The organism is Bacteroides sp. MSK.20.82, assembly GCF_019052485.1.
GTDB lineage: Bacteria > Bacteroidota > Bacteroidia > Bacteroidales > Bacteroidaceae > Bacteroides > Bacteroides thetaiotaomicron.
Window position 1 is genome coordinate 26,149 of sequence record NZ_JAHQUN010000033.1, and the last position, 24,902, is coordinate 51,050.

At 52.5% G+C, this 24,902-nt stretch carries 30 protein-coding genes; 23 read left to right on the forward strand and 7 right to left on the reverse strand.

Features of this window, described 5'->3' with window-relative positions; translation table 11 throughout:
* The first annotated feature begins 2 nt into the window (after positions 1 to 2).
* From KTR07_RS20245 to KTR07_RS20295, 10 genes are all read left to right on the forward strand, one after another.
* A complete protein-coding gene (locus KTR07_RS20245; protein ID WP_195373670.1) occupies positions 3 to 884 on the forward strand; it encodes an AAA family ATPase in 882 nt (293 codons plus the stop codon).
* Positions 881 to 1,138: a hypothetical protein gene (locus KTR07_RS20250; protein WP_117887347.1), complete on the forward strand. Its 258-nt coding sequence runs from the start codon at positions 881 to 883 to the stop codon at positions 1,136 to 1,138. The genes KTR07_RS20245 and KTR07_RS20250 overlap by 4 nt, the downstream gene beginning before the upstream one ends.
* Positions 1,107 to 1,769, forward strand: coding sequence for an ATP-binding protein (locus KTR07_RS20255; protein ID WP_195373668.1), 663 nt, complete (start codon positions 1,107 to 1,109; stop codon positions 1,767 to 1,769). The genes KTR07_RS20250 and KTR07_RS20255 overlap by 32 nt, the downstream gene beginning before the upstream one ends.
* Positions 1,750 to 1,971 carry an RNA polymerase subunit sigma gene (locus KTR07_RS20260; RefSeq protein WP_117741854.1) on the forward strand — a complete coding sequence of 74 codons (222 nt, stop codon included), beginning with the start codon at positions 1,750 to 1,752 and terminating at the stop codon, positions 1,969 to 1,971. The genes KTR07_RS20255 and KTR07_RS20260 overlap by 20 nt, the downstream gene beginning before the upstream one ends.
* A complete protein-coding gene (locus KTR07_RS20265) occupies positions 1,971 to 2,441 on the forward strand; it encodes a DUF4406 domain-containing protein (protein ID WP_195373666.1) in 471 nt (156 codons plus the stop codon). The genes KTR07_RS20260 and KTR07_RS20265 overlap by 1 nt, the downstream gene beginning before the upstream one ends.
* 18 nt (positions 2,442 to 2,459) lie before the next feature.
* On the forward strand, positions 2,460 to 2,678 hold the full coding sequence (locus KTR07_RS20270; protein ID WP_195373664.1) for a hypothetical protein: 219 nt from the start codon (positions 2,460 to 2,462) through the stop codon (positions 2,676 to 2,678).
* 2 nt (positions 2,679 to 2,680) lie between these two features.
* Positions 2,681 to 3,103, forward strand: coding sequence for a hypothetical protein (locus tag KTR07_RS20275; RefSeq protein ID WP_117887351.1), 423 nt, complete (start codon positions 2,681 to 2,683; stop codon positions 3,101 to 3,103).
* Between the two features lie 178 nt (positions 3,104 to 3,281).
* Complete coding sequence (locus tag KTR07_RS20285; protein ID WP_007562529.1) at positions 3,282 to 3,479, forward strand: hypothetical protein; 198 nt, start codon at positions 3,282 to 3,284, stop codon at positions 3,477 to 3,479.
* Positions 3,480 to 3,497: 18 nt separating this feature from the next.
* On the forward strand, positions 3,498 to 4,160 hold the full coding sequence (locus KTR07_RS20290) for a DUF3164 family protein (protein ID WP_217315484.1): 663 nt from the start codon (positions 3,498 to 3,500) through the stop codon (positions 4,158 to 4,160).
* A gap of 110 nt (positions 4,161 to 4,270) precedes the next feature.
* The gene (locus tag KTR07_RS20295; RefSeq protein ID WP_007562525.1) at positions 4,271 to 4,540 is read left to right on the forward strand and encodes a hypothetical protein; all 270 of its coding nucleotides are present in this window, start codon (positions 4,271 to 4,273) and stop codon (positions 4,538 to 4,540) included.
* On the opposite strand, the gene KTR07_RS20300 is transcribed toward KTR07_RS20295, so the two are convergent.
* Together KTR07_RS20300 and KTR07_RS20305 are read right to left on the reverse strand one after the other, a co-directional pair.
* Positions 4,523 to 4,984: a hypothetical protein gene (locus tag KTR07_RS20300; protein ID WP_007562523.1), complete on the reverse strand. Its 462-nt coding sequence runs from the start codon at positions 4,982 to 4,984 to the stop codon at positions 4,523 to 4,525. The two genes, KTR07_RS20295 and KTR07_RS20300, sit on opposite strands and share 18 nt — an antisense overlap.
* A gap of 4 nt (positions 4,985 to 4,988) precedes the next feature.
* A complete protein-coding gene (locus KTR07_RS20305; RefSeq protein ID WP_195373660.1) occupies positions 4,989 to 5,612 on the reverse strand; it encodes a hypothetical protein in 624 nt (207 codons plus the stop codon).
* Between the two features lie 68 nt (positions 5,613 to 5,680).
* Here KTR07_RS20305 and KTR07_RS20310 point away from each other — a divergent pair, with 68 nt between their 5' ends.
* Positions 5,681 to 5,929, forward strand: a complete 249-nt coding sequence (locus KTR07_RS20310) for a hypothetical protein (RefSeq protein WP_117748475.1) — start codon at positions 5,681 to 5,683, stop codon at positions 5,927 to 5,929.
* Here KTR07_RS20310 and KTR07_RS20315 read toward each other — a convergent pair.
* From KTR07_RS20315 to KTR07_RS20335, 5 genes are all read right to left on the reverse strand, one after another.
* A complete protein-coding gene (locus tag KTR07_RS20315; RefSeq protein WP_217315485.1) occupies positions 5,891 to 7,396 on the reverse strand; it encodes a toxin glutamine deamidase domain-containing protein in 1,506 nt (501 codons plus the stop codon). The genes KTR07_RS20310 and KTR07_RS20315 overlap by 39 nt on opposite strands.
* 38 nt (positions 7,397 to 7,434) lie before the next feature.
* Positions 7,435 to 8,787: a DUF935 family protein gene (locus tag KTR07_RS20320; protein WP_195373658.1), complete on the reverse strand. Its 1,353-nt coding sequence runs from the start codon at positions 8,785 to 8,787 to the stop codon at positions 7,435 to 7,437.
* Between the two features lie 12 nt (positions 8,788 to 8,799).
* Complete coding sequence (locus KTR07_RS20325) at positions 8,800 to 9,225, reverse strand: phage protein Gp36 family protein (protein ID WP_117899862.1); 426 nt, start codon at positions 9,223 to 9,225, stop codon at positions 8,800 to 8,802.
* Positions 9,226 to 9,446: 221 nt separating this feature from the next.
* Positions 9,447 to 10,979, reverse strand: a complete 1,533-nt coding sequence (locus tag KTR07_RS20330; RefSeq protein ID WP_195373657.1) for a hypothetical protein — start codon at positions 10,977 to 10,979, stop codon at positions 9,447 to 9,449.
* Between the two features lie 11 nt (positions 10,980 to 10,990).
* The gene (locus tag KTR07_RS20335; protein WP_007562513.1) at positions 10,991 to 11,434 is read right to left on the reverse strand and encodes a helix-turn-helix domain-containing protein; all 444 of its coding nucleotides are present in this window, start codon (positions 11,432 to 11,434) and stop codon (positions 10,991 to 10,993) included.
* Positions 11,435 to 11,637: 203 nt separating this feature from the next.
* Between KTR07_RS20335 and KTR07_RS20340 the strand changes: the two genes are divergently transcribed.
* The 12 genes from KTR07_RS20340 to KTR07_RS20395 are packed head-to-tail and all read left to right on the forward strand — an operon-like array spanning position 11,638 to position 24,898.
* Positions 11,638 to 12,678 (forward strand): head maturation protease, ClpP-related, encoded by a 1,041-nt coding sequence (locus tag KTR07_RS20340; protein ID WP_195373656.1) that lies wholly within the window; start codon positions 11,638 to 11,640, stop codon positions 12,676 to 12,678.
* A 7-nt stretch (positions 12,679 to 12,685) separates the two neighbouring features.
* Positions 12,686 to 13,885 (forward strand): BACON domain-containing protein, encoded by a 1,200-nt coding sequence (locus KTR07_RS20345; RefSeq protein WP_217315486.1) that lies wholly within the window; start codon positions 12,686 to 12,688, stop codon positions 13,883 to 13,885.
* A 6-nt stretch (positions 13,886 to 13,891) separates the two neighbouring features.
* Positions 13,892 to 14,356, forward strand: a complete 465-nt coding sequence (locus tag KTR07_RS20350; protein WP_195373654.1) for an N-acetylmuramoyl-L-alanine amidase — start codon at positions 13,892 to 13,894, stop codon at positions 14,354 to 14,356.
* A gap of 15 nt (positions 14,357 to 14,371) precedes the next feature.
* A complete protein-coding gene (locus tag KTR07_RS20355) occupies positions 14,372 to 14,761 on the forward strand; it encodes a hypothetical protein (protein ID WP_007562505.1) in 390 nt (129 codons plus the stop codon).
* 28 nt (positions 14,762 to 14,789) lie between these two features.
* Positions 14,790 to 15,269: a hypothetical protein gene (locus KTR07_RS20360; RefSeq protein WP_217315487.1), complete on the forward strand. Its 480-nt coding sequence runs from the start codon at positions 14,790 to 14,792 to the stop codon at positions 15,267 to 15,269.
* Positions 15,235 to 15,561: a hypothetical protein gene (locus KTR07_RS20365; RefSeq protein ID WP_317194602.1), complete on the forward strand. Its 327-nt coding sequence runs from the start codon at positions 15,235 to 15,237 to the stop codon at positions 15,559 to 15,561. The genes KTR07_RS20360 and KTR07_RS20365 overlap by 35 nt, the downstream gene beginning before the upstream one ends.
* Positions 15,558 to 16,040: a hypothetical protein gene (locus KTR07_RS20370; protein ID WP_217315488.1), complete on the forward strand. Its 483-nt coding sequence runs from the start codon at positions 15,558 to 15,560 to the stop codon at positions 16,038 to 16,040. The genes KTR07_RS20365 and KTR07_RS20370 overlap by 4 nt, the downstream gene beginning before the upstream one ends.
* A gap of 12 nt (positions 16,041 to 16,052) precedes the next feature.
* The gene (locus KTR07_RS20375; RefSeq protein WP_195373650.1) at positions 16,053 to 16,541 is read left to right on the forward strand and encodes a hypothetical protein; all 489 of its coding nucleotides are present in this window, start codon (positions 16,053 to 16,055) and stop codon (positions 16,539 to 16,541) included.
* Positions 16,542 to 16,579: 38 nt separating this feature from the next.
* On the forward strand, positions 16,580 to 16,786 hold the full coding sequence (locus tag KTR07_RS20380; RefSeq protein WP_195373648.1) for a hypothetical protein: 207 nt from the start codon (positions 16,580 to 16,582) through the stop codon (positions 16,784 to 16,786).
* A complete protein-coding gene (locus KTR07_RS20385; protein ID WP_217315489.1) occupies positions 16,783 to 20,430 on the forward strand; it encodes a viral A-type inclusion protein in 3,648 nt (1,215 codons plus the stop codon). Before KTR07_RS20380 ends, KTR07_RS20385 begins: the two co-directional genes overlap by 4 nt.
* A 1-nt stretch (position 20,431) precedes the next feature.
* Positions 20,432 to 20,896, forward strand: a complete 465-nt coding sequence (locus KTR07_RS20390; protein WP_195550614.1) for a hypothetical protein — start codon at positions 20,432 to 20,434, stop codon at positions 20,894 to 20,896.
* 21 nt (positions 20,897 to 20,917) lie between these two features.
* Positions 20,918 to 24,898 (forward strand): hypothetical protein, encoded by a 3,981-nt coding sequence (locus KTR07_RS20395; RefSeq protein ID WP_217315490.1) that lies wholly within the window; start codon positions 20,918 to 20,920, stop codon positions 24,896 to 24,898.
* Positions 24,899 to 24,902: the final 4 nt, after the last annotated feature.

Consider the following 24,902-nt stretch of genomic DNA (forward strand, 5'->3'; position numbering starts at 1 on the left):
AAATGGAAATAACAAATGAAGTAAAGCAACGTATTGTGGCAGCGATAGCCGCCGACCGTGAAAATTATCCCAGTGACAACCGCCATGCTACGGCACTGGGCATAGCCCCAAGTGTGTACAATACCATCAAGCGGGGCAATTATGAAAAGCAGGTCAGTGATGCCAACTGGGTAGGCATAGCCCGAAGACTGGGCGTGCAACTGCGCACGGAAATGCCCTGGCTGGCAGCCCAGACCCCGACCTACGTGTTTGTGAGCAAGCAGCTGGAAGTGTGCCAGGGCAGCGGTCTGAGCGCCATCCTGTGCGATATGCCCAATATCGGCAAGACTTTTACGGCCAAAGCTTATGTAAAGCAGCACAAGCACGCCGTATATGTGGACTGCAGCCAGGTAAAGACCAAGTTGAAGCTGATACGCTACATTGCCAAGGAATTCGGTGTGACCAGCAACGGACGCTACAGCGACGTGTATGAAGACTTGGTAGCCTACCTGCGCACGATTGATACGCCCCTGGTTATTCTGGACGAAGCCGGCGACCTGCAGTATGAAGCCTTTTTGGAACTGAAGGCCCTGTGGAATGCCACCGAACGCTGCTGTGCCTGGTATATGATGGGTGCCGACGGGCTGAAGGAAAAAATCAACCGCGCCATCGAAGGAAAGAAGGTAGGCTATACCGAAATGTTGAGCCGTTACGGAGATTCGTACAGCAAGGTGACCCCGGATGATGCACAGGAACGAGAAAAATTCCTGAAGGCACAGGCTGCCATCGTGGCCAAAATCAATGCCCCGGACGGGGCTGATATAGCCAAGATTGTTCACAGCACCGGAGGCGGCTTGAGGCGCGTTTATACCGAAATCGAAAAATTAAGGAGGGTGCAGGCATGATAAGCAAGATAGAAATGCAAGCGATGGATGCTGTTATCGGTATCCATCGCGAGATGAGAAAAGCGAATGAGATAGACTGGGAACAGCGCAGATATGAAATTGCCAAAAGCATGCTTCCGGTAGTAAGAAGCAATTCATCAGGTATAATGTCTATAAAACAAGTTGCCGGACTTGCTGTGGACTATGCTGATGCTCTTATTGAAGAATTGAAAGGAGGTAGCCGTGAAACTGAAGAGAGCCTACAGCCCCGGTGAGGTGCTGAACATGAAGATTCCCCGGTTCGAGTTTTCCGGGGACTGGCAAACCTCGATAGGCAACCCTGCCAAGAGTGGCGTGTGGATTATCTGGGGTGCCAGCGGAAACGGTAAGAGCAGCTTTGTGATGCAGCTGGCCAAGTACCTGTGTAGCTTCGGACGCGTAATTTATGACAGTTTGGAAGAAAGTACCGGTTTGTCGTTCCAGATGAGCCTGAAACGGCACAAGATGGGTGAAGTGAAAAAGAAGCTGATTATCCTTGACCGGGAACCGATGGAGCAATTGGAGGAACGGTTACGGCGCAGAGGCAGTCCCGGAATCGTGATTATCGACAGCTTCCAATACAGCGGCTTGAACTACAAAACCTACAAGGAGTTCAAGGAACGTCATCCCAAGAAACTGTTTATCTTCATCAGCCATGCCGAGGGACTTCATCCGGCAGGTAGAAGCGCCCGCAAGGTGGAATATGATGCCGATGTGAAAATCATGGTAAGCTGTTTCAAAGCCTGGTGCAAAAGCCGCTTTATGGAAAAGCCCGGTGAGCCCTACGTGATATGGGAAGAAGGTGCTGCCAAAACATTGAAGGACGATAATATGGAGGATTATTTGAATGATGGAATGGGAGAATAAGCTGTACCAGATACTCCTGAAAGGACAGGAGGCGGAGGCCGTGGTGGACGATTGGGTAGAGCGTAACATACAAAGCGACCTCCGTCTGCGCAGGGCCAAGACAAAGGGACACGTAGTGATAGAAACCAGGGATGTGATGTTTGCCCGGAATATCCAGGTATGGCATCCGTCCTGCCAAATAAACATTAAAGATTTGAAGTGATGGAAAAGAAAGAAGAAAAGAAAGTGTGCTGCATCTGCGGCAAAGAGTATGAGGGCTACGGATACAATCCGTTCCCGGTGAAAGAAGAAGGCTGCTGCTGCCAATCGTGCAACTACAGTGTGGTGGTTCCGGAACGGTGGAAACGACACAAGGCTTTTCAACATGGTGAAGCGACCGATGCCGGGAAAGTGTACATCAGCGGAGCCATCGCGCACTATGATATGAATGAGCGCAAGGAAGCCTTCAGCCGTGCCGAGGAGAAACTGATGACACAAGGCTATGATCCTGTAAACCCTTTCAAGAACGGATTGCCGGATGAAGCCCATTGGAGAGTCCACATGCGGGCCGACATTGCCCTGCTGTTGGCTTGTGACTATATCTACATGCTGAAGGACTGGGAATTGAGCAAGGGAGCCAAGCTGGAACTTGATGTGGCCAGTTCGTGTGGCATTAAAGTGTTGTTTGAATAACCTTTTAGTTTTTGAATTATGGCAAAAGAAATTACGGTACTTGTAAAGTTTAGAGGATCAGTTCCTGAAGATGCAAGCATTGCTGACATAGAGGAACAAATAGATTGCAGCCTTGAGAACAGCCTTCGTTTGAATTTCTCGGATTCCAAAGAAGATGATGATGATTTGAGAGAACCGTGGATAGAACGTGAGGATATGTATATTACGGAAAAAGGATTCCAATTATTAATAGAATAAAGATGGCACAGGAAGTAACCAATTTCGCCCGATTTTACACATTGTTCAACAAGCTGCCCTGTACAGGAGACCGGGAAGGGCTAAAGAAGCAAATCGTTCTGCAGTACACGTGGAACCGTACGGAAAGCCTCCGTGAAATGACATCCAAGGAATATGAAGCCTGCTGCTGTGCCTTGGAGAAACTGACCGGGCAGGATGAATGGCGGCAGAAACTTCGCGAGGAACTGCGACGGAAACGCAGCGTCTGCCTGAAGCTGATGCAACAGTTGGGTATAGACACCACCGACTGGAACCGGGTGAACGAATTCTGCAACAACCCCCGGATAGCCGGCAAGCCCTTTGTTCAGGTTAGTACAGCCGAGCTGGAACAACTGGCCATCAAACTGCGGGCTATCCAACGAAAAGGAGGTTTAACCGATAAATAGAGCAATATGGATAAAAAAGCACATGAAGCGCTTGAGCGCATAAGAAAAGACGTGACCCTTACGACATCCGATATGGAGAACCAGGATGCAGCGGAGTTTTTCAACGAACTGGCCGACTGGGCGTATGCCAATGGGGAGGCCATGCTGATAGACGATGAACCGGAAAAGCAGGATGATTATGAGGATAGATGACCAAGACAAGCTGATAAAAGCGGGGTTCTGTATAATACGAAAGGATGATTATCCAGGCCCGAGGATAAAGATGTGTACCGGCATAAACGGTGGCTGGAAGACATACAAGAAGTTTGAAACCAAAGCAGAAAGAGACAGGACATTCGCTTTGCTGCTGAAGGATGACAAAGTAATAGCTGATTAACAACTAAAATGATTTAAAATGGAAAAGAACAATCAAAGTGTGGACATCAAGTCCCTGAGTAAAGAACAGCGAGCAGCCCTCATGGCCCAGCTGCAGCAAGAAGAGAAAGAAGACCGCATCGCCCGTCGTGAAACTTACGAGGCATTACGCGGTGAGTTTATGCACGAAGTAAAGACCAACGTCCTTGAGATGGTGAATGCCGTGACCGGGTTCCGCGGATGGCTGGAAAAAGAAGCCGATGCCTTTACCAAGGTGATGAAGGAATACGGCCAGGTGAAAAGCGACGAACAGCGCAGCTACACCATTACGGACGGTGACTTCCGTCTGGAGGTGAAAAGCAACAAGGTGAAAGGCTTCGATGAACGAGCCGACATGGCAGCCGACCGTCTGATTGACTACCTGAAGCGCTACATGCAGAACAGCGAGAAAGGTTCTGATGATCCGATGTATCAGATGGCCCTGACCCTGCTGGAGCGCAACAAGATGGGCGACCTGGACTACAAGAGCATTTCAAAGCTGTATGAACTGGAAGATAAGTTCGATGAAGAGTATGCAGACATCATGCGCCTGTTCAAGGAAGCCAATGTAGTGCAGCGCAATGCCACCAACTACTACTTCAGCCGCCGCAACCCTGAAAACGGCGTATGGACCCGCATTGAACCCAGTTTCTGCCGTTTGTAGCCGAAACCCGTTAACCCTGTAAACAGAAAGCGCCGCAGTTGTTATAATTGCGGCGCTTTTGTTCTTAAAATAGATGGAAATCAGTTATTTTTGTAAGAGAAATAAAATGTATGGGCAAAGGACGGGATAAAGAACTGATCAAGCTGCGTGACGAGGCACTATGCCGTCGTTACTACTATTGGACAGAAATACAGCGGTTGCGGTTCGACGATGCTTTAAAAGTGTTGTCGGAGCGCGAATTCTTTATATCCGAGGAACGTATCATGACCATCATCCGCCGGAAATCACGTGAGGGAACAGACTATAATCTGAAGCCTGTACCCAAGGTGAAAGCCCCCCGTCTGACTGCCGCCCAGCTGGAACTATTCCCCATAAGATGACGGCATGGCCGATTCATCGTGCAGTGTGAATGAGAACGTCATTTCATATACCTTGATGTAATGCGGCATGGCATACGAACGGCTTTTCTCGCGTACCAGCGGCGAAGCGTTGTCCGTGCATTGCAGACACTGCAGCGACTTGTATAATTTTTTGGCCAGCTGCTGCCTTTCCCTCACCTTGTCATACGTGCCGGATGCGTAGCTTGTATCGTCGTAACAATCGATGGCCAGCCGGACGGTCAGTGCGGATTCGCTTTTCTGTGCCCCGTATCCGAGGTCGTGCCAGTCGGAGTTTGTATTTCCGATTAATACACAAGGGAAAGTGACCGGGTACTGGTCTTCTTCTGCTCCCATTTCCAATTGTCCGTAGTCCTCGTCGATGAGAGAGAGTTCCGGCATTTCCTGTGCAATCTGTTCCATGATTGCGATAAAAATTTCGTCCATATCGTTATTGGTTTAAAATGTTGGTAATTTCTTGGTCCACCTTTTCCCGGATACGCCGGTTCAATTCTTCGCTTTCGCCCATGAACTGGCGCTGCGGGATGCGGATGTGCAGTTTCTTTTTTTGGGTAAGCGCCATGTTCCTCCAGAACTGTGCCTGCGGATTCAGTTCCTTCGGCTTGGAACGTCGTTTGACGCGTTTCTTTTGCCCTGTGCCGGCTTTTTTTCTTTTTCCCGAAGCCTTGTAGAACTTGGCCCATGCAAAGCGCCTCATGCGGTCTGTGACGGTGACATCGATTTCCCCGCCCCAGTTGTTGATGGGTGCATAGACCACCTCGTTGAATACCCTTACCCGGTAGTCTGCAGGTGTATATCCGATTGATTTGAACAGATGCTTCCTACCGGAGAGCAGCGTGCCGTAGTTGCTGGCGGCATCGGAACCTCCCGAGGACAGCCGTTTGGCTTTGGGCCAAGGGTGAAGACCGCCATTGACAAATCCACCCTGCCGGAAGTTGTCCTGAAAATGGTCTTTGGCCATTCGTCCTACCATGACCGGCATTTTGCGTCGCATCATGCTATCTAGTCTGTCACGTTTCCGCTTTATCAGTTCTGCAAAATCTTTTATGTCCATAATCATCAGTAATTCAAGAATAATTTATAACTTTGCAACCAAGGCTTTCAATATGCCTTTTATGCGTTATGAATATACCGGAACAAGTAAAGAACGAGGCGCGTACGCTTATTGAGCAATACGGTGACACCTTCGAATACCTTGGTATTTATGAAGGCCAGGAAGCCTATGTGTTCAAGTTTCCGGAAGACTCCTGTACCGGTTATCCTTTCGTCTATCTGTATGACGGTAAAGACGCGACCGAAATAACCGGTCCGTTATCCCTTGACGTTATCGATTCATGTATCGAAAATATCGAGGAAGGAGACATCGAATAATTTATTGTCAATTCTCAGGACTCCCCTGCAGCTGTGGGAAGTCGCAGCTCCTATTTCACATAAATATTTCACATCTTTCCATTCCATTCCGGAACCGGCAGAATTGTCGCTTTGGGGTTCTATGTACCTTAGTTCGCCGTCTGCGAACCGTTGCAGGATTGTAGCATGCCCGCCCCCGCTTTTCCAGCCGATACTCAATTCATACACGCCTTCTTCCTTACATACCTCATTGAAATACTCCATGTACCTTTTAGGGGTCATTTTCAGGTACCCTTTGTGCGCAAGCCAGCTGTTTATACTTATATGTTGCGCCGGAGTACCGTCGGTGTTTTTCCAGACTTCAAAAGCACGTCCATTACTCAGGTATTCAAGTTTAGACCCTGCGACATTGCCTTTGGCGGTAATATCCCATCCACGTAATCGTAAAGCGTATGCCGGTGCGCAAGTCTGGCAGTTGATACTGTATGGAGTATCCCGTTTTTTATCGTAATCGCTGTTCTTCCGGTATCTGTTTCCCCTTTTATCACGATATATCCCGTTAGGATCAGGAATATACTCGTCCACGTGTTTGGGATTCGCATTCTGTTTATCCGCCTTATCCACATCCATAGGTTTTCCTTTTTTGATTTTAAGAGCCTTTTCCATTTCGAGGTTGTTCCGGGCAATGGCCATTTTTTCCTCCCCGGTAAGGTAGTCCGGCATTTCCGCAATCATCTCGTCAATACGGGCCATAAGTTTATCCACCGCTTTTTGGGCACCTTTGTGGGCTTCTGCCTGATATGGATGATTGTCGGAAAACAGTTTGCCGTCCGTTCCCGGATTGTTATCCAGTCCGGGCTGGGGCTTGTTCTTGTCGTCTTCGTCCGGAAGTGGTGTCGGCTCCTCGTCGGTGGCAGTGAGGTCGCATTTGCAGTTCCACCGGTCGCCCGGTCGGTGGATGTTCCAGAACGTGTCATCAATCGGCCGGATGGTATTCCAGAACGGGCGGTGGTCAGCCCCCGGATGAATGGAGGTGGACGGTAGCCATTTGAGGTTGGGCAGAATATCGCGTTCGCGCAGGAACTGTTGCCAGTCAGCCGCCTGATGCGCCCGGATGACCGCCGTATCATACTCCGTCCGCAGCCAGTGACGAACCTGATGGGAAGCAATGGGCAAGACTTCCTGTACCCATTTGTCGAACGGTTTTAAAATGCCGTTTGAATCCAATAAAAGTCGTGCCATGTCATTCTGCATACGATGTACCTTGAATGCCGAGAATACGGCATTGTTCCGGAGTATGGCATTTCTGAAATCCTCGTCCGGAGTAATGGCCTTGGATTTGCTGAACCCTTCCTTTGCCGCCTTGTCCATCTTTGCCCATATTTCATTGAACAGGTTGATTTCGATTTCGGTTGCCGGATGAAAGTCCCTGCTGTATATGTTCAGCAAGGCACGCCGCAGCACCTCTTCGGAGAAGTCAAACTCCATGGAGATGCTGCCATTATCAGCCGCATACAGTCTGTCGACTACCAGTCTAAAGCTGCCCCGTCTGCCGGGGCTTTCACGAAAAAACCTTTGAGCCAGTTCCGGAAGTTTCTTTTCTGTTTCGGTGTCGGTTCATCATCCCGTCCCTTATTCGCTGGCTCCGGCTCCTTCTTCGGGCTTGTAATCTGGTCGGCTTGTTCAGCCGTCTTTTGTTCCGCCTTCAGCTGCTCGTAATTGGCCGGTTTGTCGATACCGAATTCCTCATAGAGATAATCGTCGTCGATGGGGATGTTGAAGTTCTTCTTCAGCTGCGTGAGGATGGATATTTTGGTACCGGCATCCGTTTCTTTCGGTTCCGGAAAGCAGAATGTCCCCCCTTCAGTATTGATGCCCATGCGCAGCAGAATGTCCGTCATGTCGTAATTCAGCACGTTGAGCACGTATTTCCGGTCAGCCTCCAGTACCTTGTCCTCTACTTTCTTATGAACCGTACCCAAAGCCTGTGTGCCTTTTTCGGACGATTCGGTTGTCAGCGTATTGCCCAGTATCAGTTTGGAAATTTCGTTGTTGCACCGTTCGCAGAGGCGTTCATAGACATCGGCAGACCCTGTTTTGTTTCCGGCTTCCGTAAGTTTGAGTTCCGTGTCCTTGGCATGAAAGAACTGCGCCAGACTTCCGGCGTTGGCCGCATCCTCCATGGCCCGCTGGCGGGACTCGTCGTCGTCGGAGTCATAGATATATTCCTGTATGGGCATGCCGAATACCTCGGAGAACTGTGCCCAGTCGCCCGTGGTGTTACGTTTGTAGATGACCCAAGGTGCAGCCTTGGCCAACAGCCCCAAATCGGACGGTGAACCCACAAAAAGCAGGTCGGTATATTCATTCCAGGAATGGCCGGTAATGTCCGTCTGGTGGCGCAGGATGAGTTCCCTGACCGGATCCACATGCTTGCGCGGTACCAGGTCATAATCCACCCACTCCTGCAGCTTGTAGAACTGGCAGAGCGAGAAGCCCCAGAATTTCGCATCAAGGATGTCACCCACCAGCCGGTTGAACCAGGGCGACTGTATCTGTTCGTTGATTTTATCGTCGGGCTTCCCGTCCACCCGGAATTCCATGTTGGAGCACAGCACGGCATTCTTTCGCTTTTCGAGCACACAGGAAAGGTGGGTATCCATCAGAATGTCCTCGTAGAGGTCATAAAGTTTGTAACGTCGTGAGAAATCGACATTCTCGGCTGCCTTGACGGCTGCCATGTAGTCGGAAATGTCCAGCCCGAAGCGTTTGGGCTGTGTGAGCACAATCACATTCGGTCTCTTCTGCCCCGGCAACGTGAAGTTTCCCCCTACGGTGATGATGCCGGCTTTGTTGTTTTTTCTGTTTTTCTTTTTCATGATGCTTGCTTTTTACCAGTGGTTCGTTCGTTTGCGGTTGCTTTGAATGCGGAAATCCGACCTGCCCGCCCTTTGTTCCTCGGGCAGCAGCGGAGCCCCTTCGATTGAAATGTCCTCGTCGGCCACCGCCTTCATCCATTCCACCGCCCGTTCGTAGCGGTCCTTGCGTACCTGGGAAAGTTTCTGCGGGTTGTGGATGCAGAAGATGTGATAGACAGCCATGTCAATGACCATCATCAGCACGAGCTGGTTCCGGTTGTCCCCGGTGGCTGCAAAAATCTTGTTGCAGTCGTAGCGTTTGCTCAAATAACACCGCATTTCGGCAATGGCCCTGTCTTCACATACTTCAATGACCGTTTCGTCCTCTCTAACCAGTGCGTCGAGGATGTCGCGGTGGATGCTTGCATCGTAATCGGTGAGTTCTACAAACTTGCTCATAATTTCTTGAATTTGTTTATTGTAGTATTTTTATTGAATAGAAGCATGATAATTAGTGCTAAAGAGACCTTTAACAGTTGCTTTTTACCGGCAATAATGATATTGCTGCGATTTAACCCATCGTAAGTCATGATACTGTACCAATTATTATAAGGTGATTGTACTTTGTAAATAGATGTTTTATGAATTATCTTTTTCATTTATCTGTTGTTTTAAAGTTGTCATAATCTTTTCTTATTCCGCTTTCTTACATCCTTCCGTGAGCGGAATACGGGCGGTTCAATGCGCCTGATCAGTTCGTCGATGATGCGGTTTGCCCCTTCGACCCCATCCGGTCCATCGGCCGGGTAGCGCATGGTCAGGGTGAACAGCTTGAACTGGTCCTCCAGTTCCTTCATGTGCGGATTGTCCCGTTCAGCCTCGTTGAGGATAAGGTTTCCTTCGCGGTTGAGCGGTTCAAGGTTGGCCTCGATACGCGTAGCCTTGTCCGTCTTCTTCTCCTCGTCGCCCCGGATGAACAGCGCAATCTTCTGTTCTCGTCGCACCTTTGCCACCAGCGGTTTGAACACCTGCTGGAAGAAAGGGTCCTGCAGCTTGTTGTTCTCCATGTAGCAATAGACATTGGTCTTGCCCCCGACAAATTCAAGCATCCGGACATACCAGTCAATGAACTCCGCATTGAGTGCCTGCGCCAGGAAAGTCTTGATGACATAGAGCCTGGTGCCCAATTTGCCACAAAGCGAAACCGTCTTGAATGATTTTCCTTTCTTCCCCTTGCTTTCACCCGGTGCCGGGTCGCCATACACCACGAGGAACTTGAATTTGGAGAGAGGCGGTATCTTGCCGTATGAAATGTTCTCGAAGACCTCGCCCTCGGAAATGGGGTTGTTGTAATATTCACCCTGTGCCGCCTTTTTGGATATTTTGGACAGTGTACGGTCAATGTCCTTTTCCGAGTTCTTTTCCGGCCATGTGGAAAATCCGTTTTTGTCGCGGATGTTCACGATGTCCCAGGAGTCGGCCATTTCGCCCGCCCTCACCACGCAGCAGTCCTTGGCAATGATGTTGCCACAGAAGATGACCAGTGTAGGTTCGGAAATGGACCGCGTGGGGTACAGTGCATTTTCCCACCAGTCCCAGCGCTTCTGGATGATGTCCGGATTCTTGGTGTCCTCGTCCGTATCAAAGTCATCGACTAGCAGCACGTCGGGACGTATGGCCTCGTTACGCGAACCACGCGGTGACTGCCCGGCACCCAGTGCCCGGAACGAAACCTTCCCTTTGGTGGTGAATTCGTCCTCCGTCCACGAGCCCGGCAGTTCCTGTTTGCCGTAGTATGCCATGATGCGTCCGTTGGCTTCGAGGTTTGCCCGGTAGGGATCAAGCAGGCGCACCGCATTGTCCTTGCTGTTGGAGGTCAATATAACATTCTTTTTGCGTCCGGTAAGCGTGAGATACATGACGATGAACATGGTGACGGTGGATTTGGCCAGCTCACGGCTCCATGACAGCACCTCGAACCATTCATCGTGTGCAATGATCCGCCGGATAGCCTTTTTCTGGAAGTCGGCAAATTCATATTTGGCATAATTCGGGAAAAAGAACCTGATCCATTCTATGGGGTGCCTTTCGAGGTAAGCCCGGTGTTTTTCCCGTTCGGCTGCCGTCATGTTCCGGTCAACCGGTGTTGCCCTTGCGATGTCTTCTTTGTACTTCTCCCAATCGAGGAGAGCGAGTCTGTCAGTCTGTTTCATTGTCTATCCCTTTATAATTTATCTTTAATGTACGCATCGGCCAGCCGGGTGATTTCCTTGGCCTTTTCGAGGTCGGCCGCCCGTACCCAGTCGATGAGCCCGGTTAAAACACTGATGATGTCGGCAATGCCTACTTCCTGCTCCATGTTGCGTATGGCCGCCGACAGTTTCCCGAGGATGTCAGCCTCCTTGGATGAGGGGAACCGTTCCCCCTCGGGCCGTTCGGCGATGGCCTTGTTTATTTCGGCCACCTGCCGGTAGAGGTTAGCCACCTGTTCCTGCCTTGTGAGCGTAAGCCCCACCTTCTGTTCCTCCCACTTCCCGGCCCGTACCCAGTTGGACACGGACACCCGAGACACCCCCACACGGTCGGCGATTTCCTGCTGTGTGAGGTTTTCCTTGAGGTACAAAGTTTTTGCCCATTCCTTTTTCTGGGCATTCGTCAAATCTGCCATAAATCGTCCTTTTTAGTTGTAAATCACGTTACAAAATTGCATGAAAAAGCGGGGTTTGTAAAAGCGCGTACGCATGATGACGGGTTACAGCGTTATGATAATGCCAGAAAACGTTATGATGCGGACGCGGTTTCTTGGTGCCATGGGAATGTTCTATTTTCGCACCATCGAAAGGCGGGGAAACCGCTGGTAAAGACATGACGATGAGCAGATTTTTCAATATTACAACGAGTGACGACGGCACCAGTACGATATTCCTGTACGGGGACATCGGAGACTATACGGAGGTGCAAAGCGGGCGCATAGCCCAGGAACTGATGGAAGCCGAACGCGTGAGCCGACGCATCCATGTGCGTATCAACAGCAACGGCGGGGAAGTGTACAGCGGCATTGCGATATTCAACGCCCTGCGCCATAGCCAGGCCGACATCCGCATTTATGTGGATGGCATAGCCGCCAGCATGGCCAGTGTGATAGCCCTTTGCGGCAAGCCCGTAGAAATGAGCAAATATGCCCGTCTGATGCTGCACAGTGTGAGCGGCGGGTGTTACGGCAACAAGCAGGACCTACAGCGTTGCATGGAAGAGATAGAAAGCCTGGAAGGCAGCTTGAGTGAAATCTATGCCGAGCGGCTGGGCATGAGCAAGGAAGAAGTGAAACAGACCTATTTTGACGGCGAGGACCACTGGCTGACCGCCCAGGAAGCCCTGGATCTCGGTTTCATAGACGGCATTTATGATGCAGACCCCGTGCCGGCCGACAGTACACCGGCGCAGATATATACTTTATTCAATAACCGGCTCGTTGAGCCACAAAAAAACAGAGAAGACATGAATCTGGAAGACGTAAAGAAACGCCCGCGCTTCAAGGACTGCGCGAGTGATGCGGATGTGTTCCGCCTGATGGACCAACTGGAGGAAGAGGCAGGCAAGGTACCTATCCTTACGAAAGAGAACACCGACCTGAAGGCCAAGGTGAAGACCTACGAAGACAAGGTTGCAGCCGAAGACCTTGCCGCCCGCAAGCAGCTGCTTGACGCAGCCGAGCAGGACGGCCGCATCGATGCGACCACCCGCCCCATCTACGAAAATCTTTTGGCCAATGACCGCGAGAACGGCGAAAAGGCCCTGGCCCAACTGCCGGTAAAGCGCCGTGTGATGGAAGACCTGCATCTGGAACCGAATGGAGATGAGAGTCCCTGGGCCAAGCGCATGCGAGAAATTAAGGACAAACGTAAAAAGTGATTGAACTATGGCAATAATTGTAAGAAACACGAATTACAGCGGCGAGGTACTGGAACAGTTGCTGACGCTTGCCGCTACGAACAACGAGATTGTGGAAAAGGGGCTGATCATGGTGATTCCCGGTGTGGAAAAGAAAATCAGCCTGCCGCGCCTGAAGACCGGCAAGATGCTCCAGAAGCGCAAGGAGAACCCCGGCGTGGAGGATTCGAAGGGCAACTTCAACTACGACGAAAAGAGTCTTGACCCGGTGGACTTCATGGCCTTTACGGTGTTTAACCCCCGCACGTTCGAGAACATCTGGCGCAAATGGCAGCCGAAGGGCAACCTGGTATTCTCGGAACTTCCGCCCGAAGCGCAGAACGCCCTGCTTGCCGAGTTGGCCAAGCGGGTACAGTTTGAACTGGGTGACCACTATGTGAACGGTGAATATGGGGATGATGACGACCACTTGTTTAACGGCATCCTGACCCAGATGGCCAAGGACAGCGAGGTGATTGTGGTGGACAGCGCAGAATCGACCATGCTGGGCAGACTGAAAGCCATGCGTGCGAAGATTCCCGTGGCCATCCGCAACAACCCGGACCTCCGCATTCTGATGAGCGTGAACGACTTTGACAAGTATGATGACGAGCTGACCCAGCGCGAGTCCAAGAACACGAGCGAAACCGATGTGAATGCCCGCCGCTACAAGGGCATTACCATCGAGACGCTTGCGGCCTGGCCCGATGATCTGATTGTGTGCACCCTCTGTTCGCCCGATGCCGGCGGCAACCTGTTTGCGGCTGTGAACCTGCAGGACGATGAAGACGTGATTCAGATTGACAAGATTTCGAACGCAAGCGAACTGTATTTCTTCAAGATGCTGATGAAGGCTGACACGAACATTGCCTTCGGCGAAGAAGTGGTGGTGCTGGACAAGCGAAGCAACCCCGTGTTCAAGGCGAGCGAGAAGAAGATTTCGGTAAGCCCTACCAGCGTGACCCTTGAGGCTACCGGTGGCAGCGAAGAAGTGACCGTGACCGCGAGTGGAGAATATGAGATTGGCAGTGCCCCTGCCGGCTTCAAGGTGGAAGCTACGGATAACGGTGTGAAGATTTCGGCCGGTACGAACAGCGGCAATCAGAAAACCGGTACACTGACCCTTACGCTCAATGCCGATCGCAGCAAGACGGCCAAGATTACCATTACCCAAAACCAACAAGGATAAAGCGCTATGGGAAGACTGAAATATTTGGTGATTCACTGCACGGCCACTCCTGAAGGCCGTGAGGTAAGCAGCGCGGACATCCGAAAGTGGCACACATCACCCGTGAGCCAGGGTGGCCGAGGTTGGAAACAGGTAGGCTACACCGACCTGTTCCACCTGCAGGGAGGTGTGGAACGTCTGGTGAACAACAACGAAGATGCGAAGGTAGATCCGTGGGAAGTGACCAACGGAGCCAAGGGGTACAACAGCGTGAGCCGCCACATTGTGTATGCCGGCGGTGTGGCCAAGGACGGCAAGACCCCGAAGGACACCCGCACCGGCTGCCAGAAAAAGGCACTGGAGAAGTATGTGAAGGACTTCCATCGCAGATTCCCGGATGTGCGCATTGTGGGACACAACGAACTGGCGGCCAAAGCCTGCCCCAGTTTCGATGTACAGAAATGGCTGAAAGAAATAGGTATTAACCAATAATAAAAGAAGCAATCAATGAAACGAATTATGCTGTTTATGATGCTGATGCTGGGAACAGTATCGGCTGTGATGGCCCAAGGGGCCGATGTTCCGGCAACGGACTATGACGCAATGATTGGCACCTTTGCCGGTTTCGTCGGCGGTGTGGTGGTGCTTACTGAAGGGTTGAAAGGTTTGTTCCCCAACATGAAAGGCTGGGTGACGCAGCTGGTGAGCTGGTGTGTGGGCCTGGTGTGCGCGATGCTACTGTGGTGGCTTGATGCCGGATTTGTGAGTGATGTGAGCTGGGACATTGCCTTGCTCTATGGTTTTGGTGCCTCACTTGTAGCCAATGGGGTAGCCGACACGGGACTGGTGCAATGGGTTATCGGACTATTCCGAAAGAAACGCGAGGAAGCAGAATAAAAGGTTGACTGACTAAAAAACGGGTGGTATGGACTTTAGCGAGATCATGAACATTATTCTTAGCGGCGGCCTTGTGGGCACTGCAGCAGCCATCGGTTCCCTGCGTGCTACGGTGAGGAAAGCGAAAGCGGAAGCGATGAAAGCCGAAGCCGACGCAGAGGGTGTGCGTGTGGATAACGCAGAACATGCCACCCGCGTTTTGGTGAGCAATATTGTGGTACCCTTAAAAGAAGAACTGAATGCAACAAGAAAAGACCTGCAGGCCAACAAGCGCGAAATGGCGCGACTGCGCAAGGCCATTGACACTGCCAACAGTTGCCGCCATCATGATGACTGTCCTGTGCTTGGCGGGCTGCGCAAGCAGCAGGAAGAGCACGACGGTGGAGAAGACACAGACGGAATCGGCAAGCGCCGACAGCGCGAGCGGAAGCCGACGGGCGGGACTGGTGATGGCGGGGATACCGGCGAGTTCGGTGAAGCTGACCATACCGGCGGACAGCCTCCGTAAGCTTCCTGAAGGTGCCGTGTACCGTGGCAAGAGCGGACAGGCCAACCTGACCGTAGGCAGTGACGGCAAGGGAAACCTTGTGGCCGAAGCCTCGTGCGACAGTCTGCAGCAGCTGGTGCTGTGGTATGAAGAAGAGCTGACGCGCATCCGCAGCGAGACCAGGAACGAAACTTTGAATGACGTTCAAACGGAGGAAAAACGCCCTCCGAACCGGATACGGGTGTTTGTTACAGGTATATTGGCCGGCTTATTGGCCGGTGTGTTATTAACCCTCAAAGTAAAGAGACAATGAACAAGAATTTTATTTATGGCATTGCCAGCGTGAAATTTGGCGATGAACTGATAGGCTACATTGAGAAAGGCAGCTGGGACTGGGGCGGCCAGAAACCGGAGAGCGTGGACATTGAGGCGGAACAGGTGCCGGATGCCCCGGTGCTGACGCTGCTGCAGAAGAACGGTACAATCAGCCCCACGTTTAACCTGATTCAGCTGAACTACAAGAACCTGAAGGCTGTGCTTGGCGGCAAGCTAAGCCCGGATGAAGAAACACCCACCTCGTGGGAAGCTCCGGAGGATTTGATTCAGCTTTCGGGCAAGTGGGAAATCAAGTTTGTGAGCGGGCAAACGATGACGATACCCAACGGCTTGATTCTGGCCAACCTGGGCGGTAAGTTGACGCTGACGGAAGTATCGAAGGTGGAATGCCAGCTGAAAATCAACAAACCTACGGAAGGCGGTGCCCCGTATAAGATTGCTGATGCTGCAGGCTAAATTTGAGCGGAAATGGACAAACGATTGGAACAACTGATAGAAATGGAGTGTGCGGACGCGCTGCTGGACAGCGGCGTGTCCGTTCCTCTTAAAAGGTGGAAGCTCCCGTGGCTGAAACGCCCGCTGGAGGTGCGTGTGACGATGAAGCGCCCGCGGCTGCGCGGACAGATTCTGCTGGCGAGGGAATACCTGAAGATGGGCGTTGCGCCCGGCTGGCAGCCAAAGGACAAGACCGAGGAACTGGCCTTTGTAGCGGAACATGGCAAGGCTGTGAGCCGTTTGCTGGCCTATACGGTATGCCGGGGGTATGTGTCGTGGCATGTGGGTATCGGTGTGACGGCATGGGTGCTGCGTAACTTTGTGGAGTGGAAGTATCTGATGGCGCTGTTCAGAACGTTTGAACGATTGATGGGCACGAAGGATTTTATGCGTATTATCAGTTCGGCGGCGCGGGCGAATCCGATGACCCCGAGACTGAGCCAGGCAAGGATGGGGAGTTAAGGACCCGGTATGAGGGTTCCCATAGCCCTTTCGGCTTCGTGTGGCAGATTGCATCGGCAACGGGCTGGAGTGTGGACTACATTCTGGACGGTGTGAACTGGCAGACACTGATACTGATGCTGAGCGACGCACCGCGATATGTGCGGCAGAAGAGAGGCAGCGGTAAGTGTGACAGCCACCCGGAGCGCAGCGCCGAGGATGAAGCGAACGATATAGTAGGATTTTTTCAAAGCAAACTGGAATGAGTAAACCTGTAGAAGTTGAATTTTTGATGAAGGATAACCTCACGCCCGGCATGAATAAAGCCGAGCGTGAGGCACTGGAACTGCGTAATACTGTAAGGCTGTTGGAGGCTGAACTGGAGAGGTTACGCCTTGCAGGTGAGACAGCTGCCCCCAATCTGGACCAGAGTGCCAATATTGCGCAGATCCATGCGCTGGAAAAGCAGCTTGAGGAACTGCATGCCCAGTTGAAACTGCTGCAGGAGGAATCGGAATCCGTGCAGGTCACCCCTGCAGATGTACCCAATGCACAGCGGCAGTTCAACGGTCTTCACAACAGCATCCAGCAGATGGCGCGTGAAATGCCTTCTTTGGCCATGGGACCGCAGATGTTCTTTCTGGCCATATCCAACAACCTGCCGATTTTTACGGACGAACTGGCCCGTGCCCGTAAGGAATACGATGAGCTGCAGAAGTCAGGCAAGAAAGGCACACCGGTATGGAAACAGGTCCTGTCCTCGCTCTTTTCCTGGCAGACGGCCATGACCACCGGCATCATGCTGCTGGTAATGTACGGTGACGAAATCTGGGATTGGACGAAAGACTTGTTCAGTGCCAAAAAAGGCGTGGATGAATTCAACATATCGCTGAAGGAAATGACCGAGATCGAGAAGGACGGCCGTGCCCAGATGGTGCGTACCCGTTTTGAACTGAAATCGGTTATCAATGAAATAAAGAACTTCACCGGCAGCAAGGAACAGGAAAAGGCCAAGGTGGAGGAACTGAACCGCAAGTACGGGGAATCTTTCGGATATTACCAAACTTTATCCCAATGGTATGATACCCTTATCCAAAAGAGCGAGGACTATGTACAGGTTCTGCTGCACCAGGCCAATGTCCAGAACCTTGTAAAAAAAGCTGCAGAAGCCGATGAAGAGGTGAATAAAATCAAGGCGCAGAAACCGGAAGAGGCTGAAAGTGCCATGGGCTTTTTCGGGAAATGGGGACAATATATCATGCAGTCAAGCATGGCAGAATCCGGGCAGTTCTATGACGCACAGGCTGCCATCAAGAAACATGATCAGGAAGCTTATGACATACTGCTGAAAAATGCCGAAAACAAACGCGACGGTTATCTGAAAAAAGCGGAGGAAGAGGTAAAAAAAGCGGCAGAAGCAGCCAAAAAAGGAAATATCGGCGGACATACCGACCCCGAACAGTCCGGGAAGAATCCGGAAGCAGAAGCCAAGCAGCGGCTTGCCACAGAGCGCAGGCTGGCGCAGGATCTTGCCGCCCTGCAGGCCGAGAACCGGAAGGAAGAGATAGACCGTATGCAAGCCGGTACCGAAAAGAAACTGGCACAAATCGAATATGACTATAACGCCCGGAAAGAAGAGATAAACCGGCAGGAAGCCGACTGGAAGCGTGAGAACAAGGAAGCCGGTCTTTCCACCGGAGATAACGGACTTACCCGGGAGCAACAGGATGAACTTGAAAAAGCCCGTGCCTCAAACACCGAGTCCCGGAAAAAAGCGGAGGCGGACGTGTACAGGGAAGAGGCGGAAGCCATGCGTGACTATCTGAAGGAATACGGGACCTTCCAGCAGCAGAAACTGGCCATCGCTGAAGAATATGCCGAGAAAATCCGCAAGGAGGAGTCCCAGGGCGAAAGGCTGACTTTGGAGAAGCAGCGTGATGCGGCTGTGCACAAAGTGGACATGGAAGCCCTTACCCAGAAGATAGACTGGGGAGCAGCGTTCGGGGATTTGACCGGCCTGCTTGCAGACCAGATGAAGAACCTGCTTGGCGAACTTAAGCAGTATGTCAAGACGGATGAGTTCAAAAAATCAGGAGCCGCAGACCAGCAGGTCGTTTACGATGCCATTGAACGCATTCAAAGCATGCTCCCCGGCGGCAACGGTACATTGGATTTTTCCCGGCTGCAAACGCAGATGCACGCTTTGGGGGATGCCGTCACACGTGTGCAAAATGCGGAACTGCAGCAGGAAGCGGCATTCGCCCGGTTGAAAGCGGCGCAGACCGATTACAACAAGGCTCTTGAAAGCGGTAACCAGGCAGAAATAGAACGTACCAAAATCGCTCTTCAAATGGCTCAGTCGTCCAGTGCTTCAGCTGACGAAGAATACCTGAACGCCACCTCTGAGATGAAGGCGCTTGCCGGGGAGGTGAAAAGTGCCTCGCAGGACACGGTTGACGGATTGAACATGGTATCCGACGGATTGCACGGCTTTGCAAGCGGAACCTTGCAGGGATCATTTGAAGGAATACAGAATATGCTTACCGGTCTTTCAAAACTGAATATCGGAGGCAAGGTCGGTGATGCCATCAGCCGGATGTCCGAGACCCTGTCAAGTGCCGGAGTCATCGGGCAGATCATATCGGCCATTCTGTCCATATTGGATTTGCTGAAAGACGGTATTGGTCCGGTTATCTCATCATTGATAGATACCATCTTCAATGCGATAACCGGGATACTTGACAATATCCTCAGCGGGGACCTGTTCAAACAGATAGGAGGTTCACTTGTGAAAGGAATCGGAGGACTGCTGAATACGGTGTCTTTCGGAGGTTTCAACAAGCTGTTCGGCATCGGCGGAAACGCCAGGGAAGTGCAGGCGGCTATAGACCGCCTTACAGACCGGAACGAGAAACTGCAGACTTCCATCGAGGACCTGACCGATACCATCAAGGCGAGCAAGGGGACTAAATCGGTGGAAGCTTACCGGGATGCGTACAAGATGCAGCAGGAGACGAATTCGAACTACCTGCAGATGGCGATGACACAAGCCGGCTACCATGGTAGCCACCACAGCTGGAACTACTACTGGGGAGGTTTCAACCAAGCACAGATAGACAAACTGAGCGGACAGATCGGCCGCCAGTGGGACGGGAACCTGTGGAGCCTGAGCCCGGAGGAGATGAAGGCGCTGCGCAGCAACGTGGACATGTGGACGCAGATACAGAATACCGGTAAGGGCGGCTATGGCGGGCGACTGACCGAGAAGCTGGATGACTACATAGACCAGGCCGGCAAGCTGGAGGAACTGACCGACCAGCTGTATGAAGGGCTGACGGGCATTTCATTCGACGGTATGTACAGCAGCTTCATTGACAACCTGATGAACATGAAGTATGGCGCGAAGGATGCGGCGGAGGATATATCCGAGTACTTCATGCGGGCGATGCTAAGCAACAAGATCGGTGAACTGTACAGCGAAAAACTGAAAGGCTGGTGGGAGAAGTTCGGCAAGGCCATGGAGGACAACGAACTGACCGAGGCGGAACGGAACGCGCTGATGGAAGAGTACATGCAGTATATGGATGAAGCCCTTGCGCTGCGTGACAACCTGGCTGCCGCCACGGGCTACGACAAGACCGAAGCCGGCGGCACCAGTCAAAGCGCGAAAGCGGGCGGCTACACGGCCATGACGTATGACCAGGGCACGAAGCTGGAGGGGATGTTTACCGGCGGTTTGCAACATTGGTCGAGCATGGACGACCGGCTGGAAAGCGTGTCGGAGAAGATGGACACGGCCGAAGGCCACCTGGCCCGGATAGCCGAGAACACCGGTGTGAGTGCCGGCCACCTGGGCGAGATAAAGGATGAGATAAAGAAAATGATACGTGACGGACTAAAAGTGAAGTGATATGGGCAATATACTGAGCGGACTGGTGCTGGTGAACGGCACGGACATCTGGACGGAATACGGCGTGTTCCTGGTGGAAGAGCGGCGCGGCGGCATGGAGAACCTGACGGCCATCCTGACCCCGAGCAAGGCCAAGAAGGATACTGCCGTGGACATACGGGAAGAGGACGGGGAGAAATACTCCGCAGTTCTTAACCCCAAGAACGAGGCGCGGGACGTGACGCTGCACTTTGCCCTGTACAACAAGACCCAGGCAGGCTGGATGAAGCAGTACTTTGCCTTTGTGAATTTCCTTAAACAAGGAAAAGACGGCTGGCTGGACATCCGTTTCCCCCAGCTGGACCTGCAGCTGCATGTGAAGTATGCCGACTGCACGAAGTTCACCCCGCTGACCTATCTGTGGACAGAAGGTGTGCATGCCGGAAAGTTCAAGGTAAAGTTCCGGGAACCGAAACCGATTATATAACCATTCAAACGCTATTAGAATATGCTTCTAACGATATATGACAAAGCCGGAACCAAGCGTGCGGACGTGGCTGTGAACGACAGCTCGACGCAAAGCAAGGAGGTGCAGGGAGAGAATGTGCTTTCCCTGTCGTTCAGCTATTATGCTTTCCTTCCCCTGGACGTGAACGACTACACGGACTATCTGGACGAACGGTACTGGCTGACGGAACGCTACACCCCGAAGCAGGTGAATGAGGGTGAGTGGGACTATGACCTGAAGCTGTACGGCGTGGAGAGCTTGATCAAGCGGTTCCTGGTGCTGGAGACGACGGACGGGGACACCAACCCCCTGTTTACCCTGACGGCCACGCCCCGCGAGCATGTGGCCATGGTGGTGAAGGCAATCAATGACGGCATGGGCCACATTACCGACTGGAAAGTGGGTACGGTGGAAGGTACGGAGCTGATCACGATAGACTACGAGGGGATGTACTGCGACGAAGCGCTGAAAGCCATCGCGGAAAAGGCCGGCGGCAAGGTGGAATGGTGGGTTGAGGGGCAGACTGTGAACGTGTGCCGCTGCGAACACGGGGAAGAAATCACCCTTGGCTACGGCAAGGGGCTGACCTCCCTGGAAAGAGATACGAGCAACACGGCCAAATTCTATACGCGCCTGTTCCCGGTAGGCTCGACCCGCAACATCGATGCGGAGAAATACGGCAGCCCGAGATTGATGCTCCCCGGCGGAAAGAAGTACATCGAGCAGGGCGTGGATGAATACGGCATCTATGACCATTACGAGCAGGATGCTTTCAGCGGCATCTTCCCCCGTCGGGTCGGTACGGTGAGCTCGGTTCGCAGCGAGGAGGTGGCAGACGATGAAGGGAACAAATTCACCGTCTATTATTTCCGGGACGGGGAACTGGACTTTGACCCCAACCTGTACGAGCTGGCCGGAGAAACCAAACGTGTGTCGTTCCAGACGGGCGACCTTGCCGGACAGGGAGAAAGCGATGACCACTACTTTGAGGTGAACTACGACAGCTCGGCACGTGAATTCGAACTGATCACCATCTGGCCCTACGATGACGACACCCAGCTGCCGGGCGGCAAGCTGGTGCCCCGAGCAGGCGACACCTATATCCTTTGGAATATCCGGATGCCGGATGAGTATTACCGGCTGGCCGAAGAGGAGTTTGCGGTTGCGGTGGACGAGTACAACAAGGAGTACTGGCTGGACATTGCCGCCTACAAAGCCCCGACAGACCCGGTATACATCGAGGAGCACGGCATCGACCTGTTTGTGGGCAGACGGGTGAAGCTGGAGAGCCGGAAGTATTTCCCGGAAAAAGGCTACCGTCAGAGCCGTATCACCAAAATCAGCCGCAAGGTGAACGAACCCGGGCAGATGGACATCGAGATAAGCGATGCGCTGCAGGTGGGCAAGTTCGACAAGGTGACGGACAGCATCGGTGCGCTGAAAAGCTATACGAAATCAAAGACGGAAGGCGCATCCCTTCCGGACATCATACGGAGCTGGGACAAGACGCTGCCCACGGACAACAACCTGTTTTCCGCCAGGCGCAGCCAGAAAGAGTTCCTGAACAAGAGCAAGCCGGATACGGCCAAGGAGTCTATCCGCTTTCTGAAGGGCGTGACCTTTGGCGAGGCTGCCGGAGGCAAGCCCTGCGGCAGCGTGGACGGTGAGGGCAATGCCGAGTACCTGACCGCCGTGATCCGTGAACTGCTGCGCAGCGTCAGGTTTGTTGACGGGCTGACCGGTGAGGGCTGGCAGATCTGGATAGACCAGCTGACGGGACTGACGAACCTGACCGTGGACAAGATTACGGCCCGTCAGAGCCTGGTGGCGATGGAACTGCTGATACAGCAGATCCGCAGCGTGTGCGGGCAGATTGTGGTGTCGGCTGCCAACGGCAAAATCAAGGACGTGGTGAAACAAGGCGACAACTACCGCATCCTGTTCGAGCAGGAAAGCGGCTTTGTGGCCCATGACCAGATGCGCTGTGCCGTTACGAGCGGTTCAAAGCTAAAATCCTACTGGGTGGAGGTGGCCTCGGTGATAGCCGGCGGTGTGCTGGTCCCGGTAAGCGAGTTTGGCGGGGTGAAGCCGGAGGCAGGCGATGAGTGCGTGCTGATGGGCAACACCGAAAACCCGCTCCGGCAGAACCTTATATCCATTGCGGCCACGGAGGACGGGCAGCCCCGTATCGACATCCTGGACGGTGTGAAGGCCAAGCACTTCAACGGTTGCCTGCGCTGCCGGCTTGGCAATCTGGACGGGATAAAGAGCGACGCTTTCCCGGCAGACAACCAGCCGCACGGCAACGGCCTGTGCGCGGATAACGCCTATATACGGGGCACATTCATCCTGATGACGGGTGAGGACATCCTGACGCGATTTGAGATAACCGAGGGCAAAATCCATTCAGCCGTGGAAGGCTTGCGCAAGGAGATACGCGAAGAACAGAGCTATCTGGACAACAGCAGTTTTGCCGACGGCATGGACAAATGGAAGACGGGCAGCAAGGCCACGCTGTTCACCCTGGGCGGACGCTGGATCTGGGCGAACGGCGGTCCTTACGGCACGAAGCCGGACGGGCATGCCGAGATACGGACAGACGGCAAGGTGCCTTATGCTTATATCCGGAACAATTACATCATGCAACGGCTGAAAGACTTCCGTCTGGTACCGGAGTACCGGCAGACGAACAGCCAGGGCGAACGGGTGCCCGGCGTGGTGTATCTGTCGTTCAGCTACCGGGTTATCAAGGCCGGAAGGTTGAAAATAGAATTTGTGAACGCCGACAAGACCGGGTTTGAGAACTTCAACATGTTCGGCCATGAAGAGGACCTGCCCGTTGGCGGTGAGAAGATGTTCACGCTGGACGGACTTTGGAACGGCACTGGCGACTTCAAGCTGTCGTTTACGGGCGTGATTTACATTTCGCTGCTGGTGTTCAGCACCAACAAGGCGGACGCACTGGCCTATAAGTACCGTACACTGTTCGAACAGAGCGACCGGCTGGTAAAGATTTCAGCGGCGGTCTTCGACAAGGACGGTAATGCGCTGAAAGAGACCGGGCTTGTCATAAAGCCTGAAGGTTCCGGTCTGTATGCGCAGGACAATACAGGAAAGATTGCCCTTATCGGGGTGAGCGTGGAGGAAGAGGACGAGTACGGAAATACCGTGAGCAAAATCAAGCTGACAGCCGACCATATACAGCTGGAGGGACTGGTAACGGCCAACGGCAACTTTAAGATACTGGAAGACGGCAGCATTGAAACGACCAACGGTAAGTTTACCGGAGAGATAGACAGCAGCAAAGGGAAAATCGGCGGCTTTGAGATAGGGAACGGCCGTATCGGTTCTGTGGCCGACTCTCACGGGAGCGGTGGCGGTCTTGCCATTTATGATGATTTTTTCCGTGTCGGCGGCAGCAAAGGATATGTGATGTTCGGTGATGATGTGATACCGTCTTCTGCAGGAGGAGCTTTTACCGCTGTCGGTCGTATCGTGAACTCAGCCCCCAATATATACGGGAATTACGGCTTCGACCAAGCGAACTATGGATTGTTTATAGATGTTACCGGCGGTACGAAGAACTACGGTATCAGCAGCAATGCGGCATTACTTGCCCCGGCGTTTATCAATACGAAAGCCAAGCTGCTTACCTTCGGAAGTGGAAACTACACGGTGGATTTCTCACAACACAATATCATTTTGATGTATTACAATGAACCCAACTACAGTAAGGTAGAGGTTACGCTGCCGTCGGAAAGTTCTGTGGCATACAAGTTCGGCATGAGTTACTTGCCTACCGATTTTGCAGCCATTGTCACGTTCAGGGTCAGACCCGGTTCAAAGAATATCATACTAAAAGGTATCTATAACCACAATGAAGATTTGCAAAACTACGAGATGGCATCCGGGGACTCCGTAACGGTACTTATTACAAAAGCGGACGGATTCCGTTACCAGATATTGAATCATTCATCCTAAAAAA

What these genes read in the sequence shown, in the direction of transcription:
- KTR07_RS20245 (WP_195373670.1), top strand. Translation starts at nt 3, where the DNA reads ATGGAAATAACAAATGAAGTAAAGCAACGTATTGTGGCAGCGATAGCC.
- KTR07_RS20250 (WP_117887347.1), top strand. Translation starts at nt 881, where the DNA reads ATGATAAGCAAGATAGAAATGCAAGCGATGGATGCTGTTATCGGTATC.
- KTR07_RS20260 (WP_117741854.1), top strand. Translation starts at nt 1,750, where the DNA reads ATGATGGAATGGGAGAATAAGCTGTACCAGATACTCCTGAAAGGACAG.
- KTR07_RS20265 (WP_195373666.1), top strand. Translation starts at nt 1,971, where the DNA reads ATGGAAAAGAAAGAAGAAAAGAAAGTGTGCTGCATCTGCGGCAAAGAG.
- KTR07_RS20270 (WP_195373664.1), top strand. Translation starts at nt 2,460, where the DNA reads ATGGCAAAAGAAATTACGGTACTTGTAAAGTTTAGAGGATCAGTTCCT.
- KTR07_RS20275 (WP_117887351.1), top strand. Translation starts at nt 2,681, where the DNA reads ATGGCACAGGAAGTAACCAATTTCGCCCGATTTTACACATTGTTCAAC.
- KTR07_RS20285 (WP_007562529.1), top strand. Translation starts at nt 3,282, where the DNA reads ATGAGGATAGATGACCAAGACAAGCTGATAAAAGCGGGGTTCTGTATA.
- KTR07_RS20290 (WP_217315484.1), top strand. Translation starts at nt 3,498, where the DNA reads ATGGAAAAGAACAATCAAAGTGTGGACATCAAGTCCCTGAGTAAAGAA.
- KTR07_RS20295 (WP_007562525.1), top strand. Translation starts at nt 4,271, where the DNA reads ATGGGCAAAGGACGGGATAAAGAACTGATCAAGCTGCGTGACGAGGCA.
- KTR07_RS20300 (WP_007562523.1), bottom strand. Translation starts at nt 4,984, where the DNA reads ATGGACGAAATTTTTATCGCAATCATGGAACAGATTGCACAGGAAATG.
- KTR07_RS20305 (WP_195373660.1), bottom strand. Translation starts at nt 5,612, where the DNA reads ATGGACATAAAAGATTTTGCAGAACTGATAAAGCGGAAACGTGACAGA.
- KTR07_RS20310 (WP_117748475.1), top strand. Translation starts at nt 5,681, where the DNA reads ATGAATATACCGGAACAAGTAAAGAACGAGGCGCGTACGCTTATTGAG.
- KTR07_RS20315 (WP_217315485.1), bottom strand. Translation starts at nt 7,396, where the DNA reads ATGGAGTTTGACTTCTCCGAAGAGGTGCTGCGGCGTGCCTTGCTGAAC.
- KTR07_RS20320 (WP_195373658.1), bottom strand. Translation starts at nt 8,787, where the DNA reads ATGAAAAAGAAAAACAGAAAAAACAACAAAGCCGGCATCATCACCGTA.
- KTR07_RS20325 (WP_117899862.1), bottom strand. Translation starts at nt 9,225, where the DNA reads ATGAGCAAGTTTGTAGAACTCACCGATTACGATGCAAGCATCCACCGC.
- KTR07_RS20330 (WP_195373657.1), bottom strand. Translation starts at nt 10,979, where the DNA reads ATGAAACAGACTGACAGACTCGCTCTCCTCGATTGGGAGAAGTACAAA.
- KTR07_RS20335 (WP_007562513.1), bottom strand. Translation starts at nt 11,434, where the DNA reads ATGGCAGATTTGACGAATGCCCAGAAAAAGGAATGGGCAAAAACTTTG.
- KTR07_RS20340 (WP_195373656.1), top strand. Translation starts at nt 11,638, where the DNA reads ATGAGCAGATTTTTCAATATTACAACGAGTGACGACGGCACCAGTACG.
- KTR07_RS20345 (WP_217315486.1), top strand. Translation starts at nt 12,686, where the DNA reads ATGGCAATAATTGTAAGAAACACGAATTACAGCGGCGAGGTACTGGAA.
- KTR07_RS20350 (WP_195373654.1), top strand. Translation starts at nt 13,892, where the DNA reads ATGGGAAGACTGAAATATTTGGTGATTCACTGCACGGCCACTCCTGAA.
- KTR07_RS20355 (WP_007562505.1), top strand. Translation starts at nt 14,372, where the DNA reads ATGAAACGAATTATGCTGTTTATGATGCTGATGCTGGGAACAGTATCG.
- KTR07_RS20360 (WP_217315487.1), top strand. Translation starts at nt 14,790, where the DNA reads ATGGACTTTAGCGAGATCATGAACATTATTCTTAGCGGCGGCCTTGTG.
- KTR07_RS20370 (WP_217315488.1), top strand. Translation starts at nt 15,558, where the DNA reads ATGAACAAGAATTTTATTTATGGCATTGCCAGCGTGAAATTTGGCGAT.
- KTR07_RS20375 (WP_195373650.1), top strand. Translation starts at nt 16,053, where the DNA reads ATGGACAAACGATTGGAACAACTGATAGAAATGGAGTGTGCGGACGCG.
- KTR07_RS20385 (WP_217315489.1), top strand. Translation starts at nt 16,783, where the DNA reads ATGAGTAAACCTGTAGAAGTTGAATTTTTGATGAAGGATAACCTCACG.
- KTR07_RS20390 (WP_195550614.1), top strand. Translation starts at nt 20,432, where the DNA reads ATGGGCAATATACTGAGCGGACTGGTGCTGGTGAACGGCACGGACATC.
- KTR07_RS20395 (WP_217315490.1), top strand. Translation starts at nt 20,918, where the DNA reads ATGCTTCTAACGATATATGACAAAGCCGGAACCAAGCGTGCGGACGTG.